This is a genomic window from Mammaliicoccus sp. N-M50 (assembly GCF_022386995.1).
Taxonomy (GTDB): domain Bacteria; phylum Bacillota; class Bacilli; order Staphylococcales; family Staphylococcaceae; genus Mammaliicoccus; species Mammaliicoccus sciuri_A.
In genome coordinates this window covers 159,046-174,979 of record NZ_JAJNJA010000003.1, presented here as the reverse complement: position 1 = coordinate 174,979, position 15,934 = coordinate 159,046, and the positions used below count along the sequence as shown (strand labels likewise).

Here is a 15,934-nt window from a genome sequence, read left to right as displayed (position 1 = left end):
CATTGATTTATGAAAATGATTAGGTCTATAATACTAATAAATTAACAAACGGTAAATTTCGATTTACCGTTTTTATATTTCAACTTGGAGGTCTAAAAATGAAGCAACAATTAAGTGAATTACAAGCATACCAACCGGGGTTATCTCCGAGACAATTAAAAGAAAAGTACGGCATAGATGGAGACATGGTCAAACTTGCTTCAAATGAGAATTTGTATGGTCCTTCACCAAATGTTAAAGAAGCAATCAAAGCTAATTTAGACGAATTATTCTACTATCCAGAAGTGAAACAATTTGAAGTGAAAGAAACATTAAGTACATTTCTCAATGTGAAGAAAGAACAAATATTCTTTGGCTCAGGTTTAGATGAAGTGATTATGATTATTTCAAGAGCAGTTCTTGAAAAAGATGATGAAATCTTAACGAGTGACATGACATTTGGACAGTATAGACATCATGCTATTATTGAAAGTGCCCAAGTTAAAACAACACCAATTAAAGATGGATATTTTGATTTAGATGCAATGTATGAACAAATTACAGATAAAACGAAACTGATTTGGATTTGTAATCCGAATAACCCAACAGGTACATATTTGCCTCATGATGCTATAGAAGCATTTATTCAAAAAGTACCAGATGATATTATCGTTTTAATAGATGAAGCATATATAGAATTTGCTGTTGCTGAAGACATGCCAAATAGTTTAGAATTACTTTCAAAATATAATCAAGTCGTTGTCTTACGTACTCTTTCTAAAGCGTATGGATTAGCAGCACAACGTATTGGTTATGCAATCGCTAATGAATCATTATTAGACCAATTAGATATTGTCAGATTACCATTCAATGTAACGTCACTTTCAGCTGTTGCAGCAGATGCCGCAATTAAAGATCAAGCTTACTTAAAAGACATTACAACAAAGAATCGTCATGAAATTGAAAAATTCTTAAATGCATCTTTTAAAGAACATATTTATGATAGCCAAACGAACTTTATATACGTTAATACAAACGAACCTCAAGTATTATATGATTATTTAATAAAAGAAGGCTTTATTACGAGACCATTCCCAAATGGTGTACGTATTACGATGGGCTTTAGTGAACATAACGATAAGATGATACAAGTATTAGAAGAATTCTTTAAAACACACAGTTCGTAATAAAGGAAAGGCAGTACGTTCTTTGGTATACTAGTAGACATTGATATATAAAGGAGAAGGTATAATGACGAAGCAAACAATTGGTATCGATATGGATGAAGTGCTAGCTGACACAATAAAAAAACTTTTAAGACGTTACAATGAAGAAACTTCTTCTAATGTTACTATGGAAGAACTTAAAGGTACTAAAATCCGTAATATGATGCCTGAACATCAAGGTATTTTGACAAGTATTTTAAGAGAAGATGGATTTTTTAGAGACTTAGAAGTATTTCCAGACGCTGTAGAAGTTGTACAGAAGTTAAATGAATACTATGACGTTTATATTGTTACAGCAGCGATGGACGTACCAACATCATTTGCTGATAAATACGCTTGGCTAAGAGAACATATGCCATTCTTAGACCCTCAACACTTTGTATTTTGTGGAGATAAAGGTATCGTCAATACAGATTATTTAATTGATGATAATCCTAAACAACTTGAAAGCTTCAATAATCATTCAATTATGTATGCAGCAGATCATAATATTGATATTGATAAATGGCCAAAAGTTCAAAACTGGAAAGAAGTAGAAGCATATTTCTTAGGTGAAAACGGGGAATATAATAAACAACAAGAATCTTTATCAGAATCATATAAATAAAGTAAAAGACATCAGCTTGGGAAGCTGATGTCTTTTACTTTAATGTATGCCTTGCATAAGTTTTTTAATTTTTGGCGTCATTGATAATACAATAAGTGAAACCACAATAGCGATTGCGCCGATTAAGCCAAAGTAGTTCTGTTGTCCTAACGGTTCAATCAATTTAACTAATTGTCCGTTAATACCTTGTGCTGTTGCATTTGTTAAGAACCAAAGACTAAGCATTTGTGCTGAAAAGGCTTTTGGTGCAAGTTTAACTGAAACACTTGATCCAGTAGGTGATAAACATAATTCCCCAATAACACATAGGAAGAAGCTGAGTACTAACCAAATTGGATTCATCAGTTCTGCTTGTTGCATCATCATTGCAATCATCATAGCAATAAATGAAATACCAGCAAACGCTAAACCAATTACAAATTTAAGTGGTGTAGAAGGATTGTATTTACCTAATTTTTGCCACAAGAATGAAATAACTGGTGCAAATAAAACAATGAAGATTGGGTTGATAGATTGGAACCAACCTGCTGGTATCACGAAATTAATACCATATGCATTTAAATCTAATTGGGTATGTTCTTGCGCGAATACACCAAGTACGTTTGATCCTTGTTCTTGAATGCTCCAGAATAAAACAGAAGCTAAGAACAATGGTACATACGCAAGTAATCTTGATTTTTCTGTTTGATCTATATCAGGGCTTCTATACATAATTGTCCAGTAAACAAATGGTATAACGATACCGATAATTAAAACAATTAAACTGATTGAATTAAATGTAAGATGACCTGTTAAATATAAAATAGCTAAAAGAATAACAATACCGATTGCACTATATGTAAACATTTTAGCGTATTTAACTTTTTCTTTATGATTGAGTGGGTTAGAAGGATGATTTTCAACTTCCCCAAGACTTCTTTTTTGGAATAGAATGTATGCTACTAAAGCTAAAAGCATACCGAAAGCTGCGATTGAGAATCCTTGGTGGAAACCAACGCTTACACGTACTTTGTCGATAATAAGTGGTGATAATAAAGCACCCATATTAACTGACATATAAAAGATAACAAACCCTGCATCTAATCTATTATCATTCTTATGATATAAACCACCCACAACATTTGAAATGTTTGGTTTCATAAGTCCCGAACCTACAATGATTAATATCATAGAAATAAGAAATGCACCTAAACCAAATGGTAAAGATAATACTAAGTGACCTAGCATAATAAGTACTGCACCGTACATTAATGATCTACGAGAGCCGAGTAATCTATCCGCTACCCAACCACCTAATATACCTGTCATAAATATTAATGAACCATACATGGCCATAATTTGTTGAGCTGTAACTTTATCTAAACCTAGTCCGCCTTGGCTGACAGTAAAGTATAAATAATACAGTAAAATTGCACGCATTCCATAATAACTAAAACGTTCCCAAAATTCTACAAAGAACAATATACCTAAGCCGCGAGGATGTCCAAAAAATCCATATTGAGGGACAGTTTCAACCATTTCCTCTCGCGTCATTTTGCCCATAAAAAATCGCTTCCTTTCTAAACTTCCCCCGATTGTCAGGTAAGTTTAAAGAACATTTTAACCCTATATGTTAGTAAATTCAATAAAATTTTAATAAGTTCTAATATTGTGAATATTCTAAAATAATTAATATATCATTAATAAGTATTTTTACACATATTAGTTGATTGTGTAACAGATACAGGGAGGGGGAGGATTTATGTATGGAATCTTGGTGATGTCGTTAGGGACAGAATTCCGAGAAATGTCCGTAAGAGAGGTTGTTAGGGACAGAATTCCGAGAAATGTCCGTAAGAGGCGTTGTTAGGGACATAATTCTGAGAAATGTCCGTAAGAGAGGGTGTTAGGGACATAATTCTGAGAAATGTCTGTAAGAGAGGTTGTTAGGGACAGAATTCTGAGAAATGTCCATAAGAGGTATTGTTAGGGACAGAATTCTGAGAAATGTCCGAAAGAGGCGTTGTTAGGGACAGAATTCTGAGAAATGTCCGAAAGAGGTGGTGTTAAGGACAGAATTCTGAGAAATGTCCGTAAGAGATGCTGTTAGGGACAGAATTCTGAGAAATGTCCGTAAGAGAGCGTCCACCTAATTACCAGAATTCGAAATAGTGGAAGTTAGAGCATTCTAATTACCAGAATTCGAAATAGTGGAAGTTAGAGCAATCTAATTACCAGAATTCGAAATAGTGGAAGTTAGAGCATTCTAATTACCAGAATTCAGAAAAATGGAAGTTAGAGTATTCTAATTACCACAATTCGAAATAATGGAAGTTAGCCGATTCTAACTACCACAATTCAGAATAATGGAAGTTACAGCATTCTAACTGCCACAATTCGAAATAATGGAAGTTAGCGGATTCTAATTACCACAATTCAGAATAATGGAAGTTACAGAATTCTAACTCCCACCAATCAAAACTTTCTTAATACTAAAAAAGGCAAGGACAACTTTTGTTGTCCTTACCTCGTAATTGGCTAGTTCTTATTTTACGCCGGCCATTAATGTTTTAATTTTTGGACTTGCTACAAGTAAGATGATTGAAATGATGATAGCGAATATACCTGAGTATAAGAAATAATCATTTGAACTAATACTTGTATAAATTTTTACCATTTGAGCATTCAAACCTTGAGCCATAGCGTTTGATAAGAACCAAACACTCATCATTTGAGCTGTGAATGCTTTTGGTGCTAATTTAGTCGTTGTTGATAATGCGATTGGTGAAATACAAAGTTCACCTAATGTTACTAATAAGAAACTTGCAAATAACCAAACTGGGTTAATTAATGTTGATGTATCTGATAATGGAACGACCATAATAATATATGAAAGTCCTGCTAAGAATACACCTATTGCAAATTTATAAACAGTAGGTGGGTTGAATTTACCTAATTTAACCCATAATACTGAGAACACTGGTGCTAAAATAATAATGAAGAATGGGTTAAGTGATTGGAACCAAGCTGCTGGTATATTAAAATCAATTGCGCCACCTGTTAATTTAGCCATGCTTAATTGTGTCTTAGTATCTGCAAATTGTGCTAATACTGTAGAACCTTGCTCTTGAATCATCCAGAATGCTACTGCTGCAATGAATAATGGTATATATGCATATACACGTGTACGTTCATAATCTTCCGTCTTTTTACTTAATGAAATTTTTACGAAATAGTAAATTGGTAGAGCAACACCAAGTATTGAAATAAAGTTTGCGAAATTAGGCAATGTTAATTGTCCGAATAGACTTAGGATGAAACAAACAATTGCGATAATTACGACAGTGATACCAACAATTTTGATCATTTTTTTCTTTTCAGAAGATGATAATGGATCGGGTACTTCGATACCAGCTAAACCTAAATATTTCTTGTTTGTGATGAAATAAATGATTAAACCGATGAACATACCAACTGCTGCTACTGCAAAACCAGCATGGAAGCCTACGTTTACTTGTAACCAACCGATTAATAATGGTGAAATTAAAGCACCTAAGTTGATTGACATGTAGAAAATAGTAAATGCTGAATCCATTCTTGGGTCATTCTTTTCATATAATAAACCTACTGTAGAAGAAATGTTTGGTTTCAATAATCCTGTACCAATAATTAAGAATAATAGCGCGATTAATAGCAATGTAAAATTATTTGGTAGTGATAATAAGATGTGACCAATCATGATGAGTATTCCACCGTAGAATAATGCATGACGTGTACCAGTAATTCTATCAGCAATCCATCCACCGATAACACCACTCATATAAACAAGTGCACCGTAGATTGAGACGATTTGAAGTGCTAAACCTTGATCAATACCAAAGCCGCCTTTTGCTACTGAATAGTAAATGTAGTAGGCAAGAATAGCTTTCATTCCATAATAACTAAATCTTTCCCAGAATTCGGTAAGAAATAATGTAGCCAAGCCTTTAGGATGACCAAAGAAACCTGTACGTGGTGTACTTTGGATAATTTCCTCTTTAGTATAATGTTTGTTACCCATTTTTTACTTCCCCTCATAATAAACTGTATTCAATTTTATAGATGTACTTAAAATTAGCACATGTTAAATTGTAATGCTTTCGCAAAATAAACACAAGGTAAAGATTAACAATATTCTTACAATAATGACTATTAAAAATAATAGCGTCAATAGTGGCAAGGCTTAAAATAAATGTGAACAAATTTTTAAATTTGTAAGCGTTTTCTTGATTGGTGAGTAATATGTTTTGAAATGTGAAATTTATGTATATTAAAAGCCGAGTCATGTTGAATATGACTCGGCTATATATATTGAATTATTATCTGTTGTCTATATTTTCAGGATATAAATCGTGGTTCATCATACGATACTCTGCCATTTTTTCGTATTTAGAACCTGGTCTTCCATAGTTTGTATAAGGGTCTATAGAAATACCTCCGCGTGGCGTGAATTTACCTAAAACTTCTATATAATGGGGATCCATTAATTCTATTAAATCATTCATAATAACGTTCATACAATCTTCGTGAAAATCACCATGGTTTCTAAAACTGAATAAGTATAATTTTAATGATTTAGATTCTACCATTTTGACGTTTGGTATATATGAAATATAAATTGTCGCAAAATCAGGTTGTCCAGTGATAGGACATAAAGAAGTGAATTCTGGACAATTGAATTTTACAAAGTAATCTCTACCTTGATGTTTATTGTCGAACACTTCTAATACTTCAGGTTTGTATTGATCATGATATTGATTGTTTTGATTCCCTAATAACGTAATATCTTTTAATTCGTCTTTGTTTCTTCCCTCTGACATTATGATTCTCCTTTATTAATTGCTTCTTTAGGTTTAGGATTTCTTTGGGCTTTCTTGAACATGTAATAGCCTGCTAAGAATATAATAATGTATCCTAGATAACTGAGTAAATCTGGTATTTCTTTAAATAAGATGAAACCAAGTATGGCACTGAATATGACAGATGCGTATACAAATATTGAAATATCTTTTGCTGCTGCGAAACTATAGGCAATTGTTATACCGAATTGACCAACTGTTGCAAAGACACCTGATAACAATAATATGATGACTTGTGAAAGTGTCATTGGTTCAAATGTAAAGATGACAAATGGAATTAATGCGACCGTAGAAAAGAATGAAAAGTAAAATACTGTTGTATATGATTTTTCACGTTGTCCTAAAGGTCGTAGGGCAGTATATGCACCTGCAGCAAAAATTCCAGATAATAAACCGATAATTGCTGGCATCATATCTGAATCAAATGTAGGCTTAATTATAAACAATGCACCAAGAATCGCTACAATCATTGCAATTACTTGATATTTGCGTGCTTTTTCATTTAAAAATATCGCGCAAAGTAGTATAGTCCAGAATGGGTTTAATTTCATTAACATATCCGCATCACTTAAAACCATGTGATCAATCGCATAAATATTGAGTAATACACCAATAAGTCCAAGTGTAGAGCGTAAAATGAGTAACGGTTGATTTTCTAATTTACCGAAAAATGGTGCTCTATACTTCATGACAAAGTAAATCGGTACAATCATTGCGATGAGATTTCTGAAAAGTGATTTTTGAAAAACTGGTAAGTCACCAGATAATCTGAAGAATACTGCCATTAAACTAAAACCAATCGAAGAAATGAGTATTGCAATTATTCCTTTTACTGTGGAATTCATGTAAACACCTTCTATTTTTTATCAATGAACATATATTATCATAATTCACTTTAAAAAGTATATGACTTGTTCGGTGATTGTTTTCGACAAATAAATTTTTATGAAAGCAATTTTCAAATGTTGATATAGCAACGCTTAGTCGAAACAAGGAGAAAGTCAACCCTATTTTTTTAAAATTTTTAAGGTATTATAAGTGTTATGAATCATTTAAAGTGCTATAATGAATCACATAATATAGTATGTGCTTATAAAACGTAACACTATATCTTGTGTTTTGTGCATTTGAAATAAAAATGAATAAAGTGTTCATTTTTTTGTATTTTTTATTTCATTTATACAGTTGAATAAGCATTTACATGTGGTAGGTGAAAGTTTATGAAGATAATTTATTACTCTTTAACTGGTAATGTACGACGGTTCATACAGAGAGCAGGATTGTCTGACACAATGGCTCTCACTGAGGCAAACAAGACAAATGAAATAAATGAACCATTTATAATGGTTACAGGTACAATTGGATTTGGCCAAGTACCTGATACTGTACAAGATTTTTTGAAAGTGAATCATCATAATCTTAAAGCAGTAGCAGGTAGTGGAAATAGAAATTGGGGACAGAATTTCGCGAAAGCTAGTGAAGAAATCGCGAATCAATATCATGTCCCTTTATTGATGAAATTTGAGTTACACGGTAACCAAGCTATAGCAGATGAATTTAAGGAAAAGGTGGTTAATCTCTATGAAAATGATAAACAAGCAAAAGAAAAATCATATTGAATTAAACAATAAAGTAACAAAGAGAAGAGAAGACGGCTTTTTCGATATTGAAAAAGATCAAGAAGCATTAGAAGTATATTTAGAAGAAATTGCAGAAAAAACAATTCAATTCAATGATCCTATTGAACGCTTACACTTTTTAGTTGAACAAGACTTTTATTATGACTTATTTAAAGAATATAGTGAGGCATCATTAAAAGAGATTAACCAGTTTGCAGATTCAATTCCTTTTCAATTTGCAAGTTACATGTCAGCTAGTAAGTTCTTCAAAGATTACGCTTTGAAGACTAATGATAAATCAGAATACCTTGAAACATATAAAGAACACGTTATTATTGTTTCTTTATATTTAGCTAAAGGTAATGTTGAACAAGCTAAACAATTTGTTGAAGGTATGATTGAACAACGTATTCAACCTGCAACACCAACTTTCTTAAATGCTGGTAGAGCTAGACGTGGGGAGTTAGTAAGTTGTTTCCTATTAGAAGTAGATGATAGCTTAAATTCAATTAACTTTATTGATTCAACAGCTAAACAATTGAGTAAAATTGGTGGCGGTGTAGCAATCAACTTATCTAAATTACGTGCACGTGGTGAAGCTATTAAAGGCATTAAAGGTGTCGCTAAAGGGGTATTACCAGTTGCTAAATCACTTGAAGGTGGCTTTAGTTATGCTGATCAACTTGGCCAAAGACCTGGTGCGGGTGCAGTATACTTAAACATCTTCCATTATGATGTATTAGAATTCTTAGATACTAAAAAAGTGAACGCAGATGAAGATATTAGATTATCTACTATTTCTACTGGTTTAATCGTTCCATCTAAATTCTTTGATTTAGCTAAAGAAGGTAAAGATTTCTATATGTTTGCACCACATACTGTTGAACGTGAATATGGTGTGACACTAGATGATATTAATCTTGATGAATATTATGATGAGCTAGTTGCAAATCCTAATATCATAAAAAAAGCTAAAGATGCACGTGATATGTTAAATACAATTGCTCAAACGCAATTACAATCAGGTTATCCTTATTTGATGTTTAAAGATAATGCGAATAAAGTACATCCTAACTCTAATATCGGACAAATCAAAATGAGTAACTTATGTACAGAAATATTCCAATTACAAGAAACGTCAATTATTAACGATTATGGAACTGAAGATGAAATCAAACGTGATATTTCTTGTAACTTAGGTTCATTAAATATTGTAAACGTGATGGAATCTAAGAAATTCCGTGATTCTGTACATATTGGTATGGATGCTTTAACAGTTGTATCTGATGATACAGATATTAAAAATGCACCAGGTGTAAGAAAAGCAAACAATGAGTTACATTCTGTAGGTTTAGGTGTTATGAACTTACACGGTTTCTTAGCTAAAAACAAAATTGGTTATGAATCAGAGCAAGCTAAAGACTTCGCAAATGTCTTCTTCATGATGATGAACTACTATTCTATTGAACGTTCAATGGAAATTGCGAAAGAAAGACAAGAAACATATGTAGATTTCGACAAATCTGATTACGCTTCAGGTAAATACTTTGAAAAATATATCCAACAAGATATTAAACCTGAATACGATAATGTTGCGGCATTATTTGAAGGTTTCGATATTCCAACTACAGAAGATTGGAAAGCATTAGCAGAAGCTGTTAAAGAACATGGTTTATACCATGCATATAGACTTGCTATTGCACCAACACAAAGTATTTCATATGTACAAAATGCGACAAGTTCTGTTATGCCAATTGTTGACCAAATTGAAAGAAGAACATATGGTAATGCAGAAACATTTTACCCAATGCCATTCTTATCACCTGAAACAATGTGGTATTACAAATCAGCATTTAATACAGATCAAATGAAATTAATTGATTTAATTGCAACGATTCAAGAGCATGTAGACCAAGGTATTTCTACAATTTTATATGTAAATTCAGAGATTTCAACACGTGAACTTTCAAGATTATACGTATATGCTCACCATAAAGGCTTAAAATCACTTTACTATACACGAAATAAATTATTAAGCGTTGAAGAATGTACAAGTTGCGCAATCTAATCAATTTAATTAAGATAGGAGATCTAATATGAAGGCAGTAAATTGGAATACACAAGAAGATATGACGAATATGTTTTGGCGTCAAAACATCTCACAAATGTGGGTTGAGTCAGAATTTAAAGTATCTAAAGATATAGCAAATTGGGAAACATTAACAGAACCTGAAAAAAATGCTTTTAAAAAGGCATTAGCTGGTCTTACTGGATTAGATACACATCAAGCTGATGATGGCATGCCTCTAATCATGATGCATACTAAAGACTTACGTAAAAAAGCAGTGTATTCATTTATGGGTATGATGGAACAAATACATGCGAAAAGTTATTCACATATATTCACGACATTATTACCATCTAGTGAAACAAATGAATTATTAGATAAGTGGGTTGTTGAAGAACCACACTTGAAATATAAATCAGAAATGATCGTAGGTAATTATCATAAATTATGGGGTAAAGAAGCTTCAATTTATGATCAATACATGGCAAGAGTATCAAGTGTGTTCTTAGAAACATTCTTATTCTACTCAGGTTTCTACTATCCATTATATTTAGCTGGACAAGGCCGTATGACAACTTCAGGAGAAATCATCCGTAAAATTTTACTAGATGAATCTATCCACGGTGTATTTACTGGACTAGATGCACAAAGTTTAAAAAATGAATTGTCACAAGACGAACAAATTAAAGCGGATAGAGAAATGTATCGTATGCTTGATTTACTCTATAAGAATGAATACGAATATACAAAAACATTATATGATGAAATAGGATTAACAAATGATGTTATGAACTACGTAACATATAATGCGAATAAAGCATTAGCTAATTTAGGATTTGAACCATATTACGAAGAAAAAGCGTTCAACCCAATTATTGAGAATGCATTAAATACAAGTACTAAAAACCATGACTTCTTCAGTGTTAAAGGTGACGGTTATGTACTAGCATTAAATGTAGAAGCACTTAAAGATGAAGACTTCATCTTTGATGAAAAGTAAAATATTAAGTAGTAGTCTAGGACATGTATCTTGTCCTAGGCTATTTTTTATGAGAAATCAAAAGTTAACATATTTTTCAATATTTATTGGAATTTATGTGATATTTATTGTTTATAATGAAGATAATATATTGAAAGGTGGGTTATATTCATGAAAAGAATATTACTAGGGGTATTAACTGTATTGGTCATTTCTGTGCTAGCAGCATGTGGAAATGACAAGAAAGAGGATGAGCATCATCATTCAGAACATAAGTCTTCTGATAAACCTCAAGCTTTGGAAGTTGCTTTAGATGTGCCTAAAGAAGCTAAAAGTGGTGAAGAAGTAGAGCTTTCTGCAAAAGTGACACTTGGTGATGAAAAAGTAAAAGATGCAGATGAAGTGATGTTTGAAATCGTTAAAGATGGGGATAAAAAATCTTCAGAAATGAAGAAAGTTAAAGAAAATAAAGATGGTGTGTATACTTTAAAATATAAATTTAAAGAAGCGGGTCAATACAATGTAACAAGTCATGTTACTGCTAGAGATCAACACACAATGCCAAACAAAGACATTAATATAAAATAATTATAAAAGAGTGATGGAATTTAATTCCATCACTCTTTTTTATAAATAGCATTGCATTTAGTCATATTCTTCATTACAATAGAGATAATGATAATCGTTATCAACTAAAGAGAAGTAGGGTGTGTCATGGGAAAGTTTTTAATGCGTTTAGATGTTTTGATTATATTATTAGTAATTGCAACGTTCTTCTCTATTTTTATAGGTGTTTCAGAAGTAAAACCTTTACATATATTAAATTTAACTGACGAACAGAAGAACATTTTAGTGTCGAGTAGAATTCCGAGAACAGTCAGTATTATTATCTCAGGGAGTTCATTAGCTATTTGTGGACTGATTATGCAACAGTTAACAAGAAATAAATTCGTTTCTCCAACAACTGCAGGGACAATGGATTGGGCGAGATTAGGTATATTAATTTCTCTTATCGCGTTTCCAGAAGCCAATATACTACTTAAATTATTATTTGCTACATTATTAAGCTTATTTGGAACAATGCTATTTATGCAAATTCTCCGTAGAATTCAATTTAAAGATGTTATTTTTATACCGTTAGTTGGTATCATGCTCGGAAACATTGTGTCGAGTTTTTCTTCTTTTGTTGCATTACGTACAAATGCTGTACAAAGTATTGGTAATTTTATGCAAGGTAATTTCTCAATTATTACAAGTGGTAGATATGAAATTCTTTACATTAGTATTCCGTTATTGATTTTAGCGTTTATATTTGCGAATCAATTTACGATTGCTGGTATGGGTAAAGATTTCAGTGTGAATTTAGGACTTAATTATCAAAAAGTCGTCAATATTGGACTTATCATTGCATCAATTATTACAGCACTTGTTGTTGTAACAGTTGGTATGATGCCATTCTTAGGATTAATTATTCCTAACTTAGTTTCAATATTCAGAGGAGATCATTTGAAAAATGCATTGCCGCATACAGCAGTATTTGGTGCATTGTTTGTGATGATTTGTGATGTTATTGGAAGATTAATTATATTCCCTTATGAAATTACAATTGGTTTAACAATAGGTGTTATTGGTAGTTTCATATTTATAGTATTGCTGATGAAAGGACGTTCTAGAAATGCTCAATAAATTAACCCCCGTACATAAATTAATCCTTTTATCTGTGTTAACGCTATTAATTGCAGCACTTTATTTACTTTATAACATTAATCCTAATATATTGGAGTATCAATTAACCGGACGTGTTAGAAAAGTTATCGCAATGTTATTAGTAGGTGGCAGTATTGCAGTTTCAACGGTAATTTTCCAAACAATCACGAATAATAGAATTTTAACACCATCCATAATTGGTTTAGATGCAGTCTATATGTTTATTAAAACGTCTTTAATATTTTTATTTGGTTCCACATCGACTGTCGTACTCAATAATCATCTTAACTTTTTAATTACATTGGTAGGTATGATTCTATTTAGTTTATTCTTATTCCAAATATTGTTTAGGTCTAAAGATCAAAATGTATTCTTCATATTACTATTAGGTATTGTTTTTGGAACATTCTTCTCAAGTTTATCTAGTTTTATTGAAATGATGATAGATCCTGAAGAATTCTTATCAATACAAAGTGCAATGTTCGCAAGCTTTGGTGCAATAAATGAAGGTTTACTTACGATATCAGGCATTGTTTTATTAATTATGATATTCATTGCTTTTAAGATAAAGAACTACTTAGATGTATTGTCATTAGGGCGAGATCAAGCTATTAACCTCGGTGTTAATTATACAAATGTAACGAGATGGTTGATGGTTATGGTTGCACTACTTGTTACAATTTCAACAGCACTCGTTGGCCCCATTACATTTTTAGGTCTACTTGTCGTGAATTTAGCACATGAATTCATCAAAGAATTCGAACATAAATACATATTACCGGCTTCAATACTCATCAGTTGGATCAGCTTATTTTTAGGTCAATGGGTCGTGGAGCACGTGTTTGAAGGTAATACAGAAATCAGCATCATGATTAACTTTATAGGTGGCATTTACTTTATATTCTTAATTTTAAAGGAGCGTAATGTAGCATGATTAAAGTCGAAGGATTAACAAAAGCTTATCATCATCATAAAGTTGTTGATGAAGTAGATATAGAAATTGAAAAAGGGAAAATCACATCATTCATTGGTCCAAACGGGGCAGGTAAAAGTACGGTCTTAGCTATGGTTAGCCGCTTAATCGATAAAGATAACGGTAAAATTACGATAGACGATCAAGATATCGCTTCAATGAAAAGTAATGAGCTTGCTAAGAAGCTAGCAATTTTAAAACAAGCTAATCATACAGAACTTAAGATTTCAGTAAGACAACTTGTGAGTTTCGGAAGATTTCCATATTCAAAAGGTAAATTAAAAAAAGACGATCAAGATATGATTGATAAAGCGCTAGATTATTTAGGACTCACTGAAATTCAAGATAAATACTTAAGTGAGCTATCAGGCGGTCAAAGACAAAGAGCTTATATCGCGATGACGATAGCTCAAGATACAGAATACATTCTATTAGATGAACCATTAAACAATCTAGATATGAAACATTCTGTACAGATTATGAAAATCTTAAGAAGACTTGTGAAAGAAATGAACAAGACAATTGTAATTGTTATACATGATATTAATTTTGCTTCATGCTATTCAGATAGAATTATCGCGATCAAAGAAGGTAAAGTTGAAATCGCTGGTATTAAAAACGATGTTATTAATGAAGATGTATTACGTGACATTTATGACTTAGAAATTAAAATTCAAGAAATTAATGGTCAACGTATTTGTGTCTATTTTGATGATGAATACATCGAAGAAGAAGAAATTAAAACATTAGCTATGTAGCAAAATTGATATCACATTGAAAGGAGTGATGTTCGTAGTTTGTTGGGCAATAGGGTTTTGGACACATAATTTATCATAATATTTGAAGGAGAGACATCGATAATGAAAAAAGTTTTCAGTTTTATTTTAATTGCAGTATTATCAGTTGTACTTGTAGCATGTGGAAGTAATTCAAGTAGTAAAGAAAAATCATCAAAAGATGATACTAAGAGTGAGTCTAAAACAGTAGAAATCCAATCGAAATATCAAGTTCGTGGAGAAAAGAAAGATGGCAGTGATTCAAAAACTGTAGAAGAAAAAGTAAAAGTACCAGTTAACCCTAAAAAAGTTGTAGTATTAGATTACGGTGCTTTAGATACAGTTGAAGCTTTAGGTGCTAAAGATGCAGTTAAAGGTGTACCTAAAGGTGAAGGTGGCGCATCATTACCAAAATTCTTAGATGCATTTAAAGGTGACGACATTGTAAACACAGGTTCAGTTAAAGAAGTAAACTACGATAAAGTTGCAGAAATTCAACCAGACTTAATCTTATTCTCTGGTCGTACAGCTGGAACTGAAGTACAAGATGAATTGAAAAAAGCAGCACCAGATGCAGCACGTTTATACATTGGCGCAGATGATAACAATTACTTAGAATCAGTAGAAGAAAACACAACTAACTTAGGTAAAATCTTCGACAAAGAAAGCAAAGCAAAAGAATTAAATGCTGATTTAGATAAAAAAGTAAAATCTGCTAAAGATAAAGCTAAAAAATCAGACGACAAAGCAATGTACTTATTAGTTAACGAAGGTGAATTATCTACATACGGTCCAGGTGCTAGATTTGGTAGCTTAATCTTTGATGTATTAGGTGTTACACCAGTAGATAAAGATATTAAAGCAAGCAGTCACGGACAACCAATCAGTTATGAATATATCAATGAGAAAAACCCTGGAATCATCTATGCTATGGACAGAGGTCAAGCAATCGGTGGTAAATCAACTGCTAAGCAAGCATTATCAAACGACGTAATTAAAGATGTAGATGCAGTTAAAAACAATAAAGTTGTTAACGTAGATGCACAATTATGGTACTTAGCTTCAGGTGGCGTAAGAACAACTGAAAAACAAGTAGACGAAGTTATTAAAGGTTTAGAATAAT

Annotated in this window: 14 protein-coding genes; 10 read left to right on the top strand and 4 right to left on the bottom strand. The window is 32.0% G+C overall.

Going from position 1 to position 15,934, the window contains the following annotated elements; genetic code table 11:
- Positions 1 to 98 precede the first annotated feature (98 nt).
- Both hisC and LQ622_RS06545 read left to right on the top strand, forming a co-directional pair.
- Positions 99 to 1,166: a histidinol-phosphate transaminase gene (gene hisC, locus LQ622_RS06550; protein ID WP_126476671.1), complete on the top strand. Its 1,068-nt coding sequence runs from the start codon at positions 99 to 101 to the stop codon at positions 1,164 to 1,166.
- A 64-nt stretch (positions 1,167 to 1,230) separates the two neighbouring features.
- Complete coding sequence (locus tag LQ622_RS06545) at positions 1,231 to 1,812, top strand: 5' nucleotidase, NT5C type (RefSeq protein WP_025905408.1); 582 nt, start codon at positions 1,231 to 1,233, stop codon at positions 1,810 to 1,812.
- Positions 1,813 to 1,851: 39 nt separating this feature from the next.
- Here LQ622_RS06545 and LQ622_RS06540 read toward each other — a convergent pair whose 3' ends face one another.
- From LQ622_RS06540 to LQ622_RS06525, 4 genes are all read right to left on the bottom strand, one after another.
- Complete coding sequence (locus tag LQ622_RS06540) at positions 1,852 to 3,354, bottom strand: peptide MFS transporter (RefSeq protein ID WP_037588709.1); 1,503 nt, start codon at positions 3,352 to 3,354, stop codon at positions 1,852 to 1,854.
- A 982-nt stretch (positions 3,355 to 4,336) separates the two neighbouring features.
- On the bottom strand, positions 4,337 to 5,851 hold the full coding sequence (locus LQ622_RS06535; RefSeq protein ID WP_239762207.1) for a peptide MFS transporter: 1,515 nt from the start codon (positions 5,849 to 5,851) through the stop codon (positions 4,337 to 4,339).
- A gap of 298 nt (positions 5,852 to 6,149) precedes the next feature.
- Positions 6,150 to 6,650, bottom strand: a complete 501-nt coding sequence (queF, locus tag LQ622_RS06530; protein ID WP_037588713.1) for a preQ(1) synthase — start codon at positions 6,648 to 6,650, stop codon at positions 6,150 to 6,152.
- Positions 6,650 to 7,534, bottom strand: a complete 885-nt coding sequence (locus LQ622_RS06525; protein WP_037588714.1) for a DMT family transporter — start codon at positions 7,532 to 7,534, stop codon at positions 6,650 to 6,652. Before LQ622_RS06525 ends, queF begins: the two co-directional genes overlap by 1 nt.
- Before the next feature lie 375 nt (positions 7,535 to 7,909).
- On the opposite strand from LQ622_RS06525, the gene nrdI reads away from it, so the two are divergent.
- The 8 genes from nrdI (at position 7,910) to LQ622_RS06485 (ending at position 15,933) form a co-directional block, all read left to right on the top strand.
- Complete coding sequence (nrdI, locus tag LQ622_RS06520) at positions 7,910 to 8,308, top strand: class Ib ribonucleoside-diphosphate reductase assembly flavoprotein NrdI (protein ID WP_037588716.1); 399 nt, start codon at positions 7,910 to 7,912, stop codon at positions 8,306 to 8,308.
- A complete protein-coding gene (nrdE, locus tag LQ622_RS06515) occupies positions 8,271 to 10,376 on the top strand; it encodes a class 1b ribonucleoside-diphosphate reductase subunit alpha (protein ID WP_126476669.1) in 2,106 nt (701 codons plus the stop codon). The genes nrdI and nrdE overlap by 38 nt, the downstream gene beginning before the upstream one ends.
- 28 nt (positions 10,377 to 10,404) lie before the next feature.
- Positions 10,405 to 11,376, top strand: coding sequence for a class 1b ribonucleoside-diphosphate reductase subunit beta (nrdF, locus tag LQ622_RS06510; protein ID WP_239774825.1), 972 nt, complete (start codon positions 10,405 to 10,407; stop codon positions 11,374 to 11,376).
- A 150-nt stretch (positions 11,377 to 11,526) separates the two neighbouring features.
- Entirely contained in the window at positions 11,527 to 11,943 is a 417-nt protein-coding gene (locus LQ622_RS06505) for a FixH family protein (protein ID WP_025905416.1), read from the top strand.
- A gap of 126 nt (positions 11,944 to 12,069) precedes the next feature.
- A complete protein-coding gene (locus LQ622_RS06500; protein WP_025905417.1) occupies positions 12,070 to 13,041 on the top strand; it encodes an ABC transporter permease in 972 nt (323 codons plus the stop codon).
- Complete coding sequence (locus LQ622_RS06495; RefSeq protein ID WP_037588720.1) at positions 13,031 to 13,996, top strand: iron chelate uptake ABC transporter family permease subunit; 966 nt, start codon at positions 13,031 to 13,033, stop codon at positions 13,994 to 13,996. Before LQ622_RS06500 ends, LQ622_RS06495 begins: the two co-directional genes overlap by 11 nt.
- Positions 13,993 to 14,793, top strand: a complete 801-nt coding sequence (locus tag LQ622_RS06490) for an iron ABC transporter ATP-binding protein (protein WP_037588723.1) — start codon at positions 13,993 to 13,995, stop codon at positions 14,791 to 14,793. The genes LQ622_RS06495 and LQ622_RS06490 overlap by 4 nt, the downstream gene beginning before the upstream one ends.
- A gap of 102 nt (positions 14,794 to 14,895) precedes the next feature.
- Positions 14,896 to 15,933 (top strand): ferrated catecholamine ABC transporter substrate-binding lipoprotein SstD, encoded by a 1,038-nt coding sequence (locus tag LQ622_RS06485; RefSeq protein WP_159315307.1) that lies wholly within the window; start codon positions 14,896 to 14,898, stop codon positions 15,931 to 15,933.
- Position 15,934: the final 1 nt, after the last annotated feature.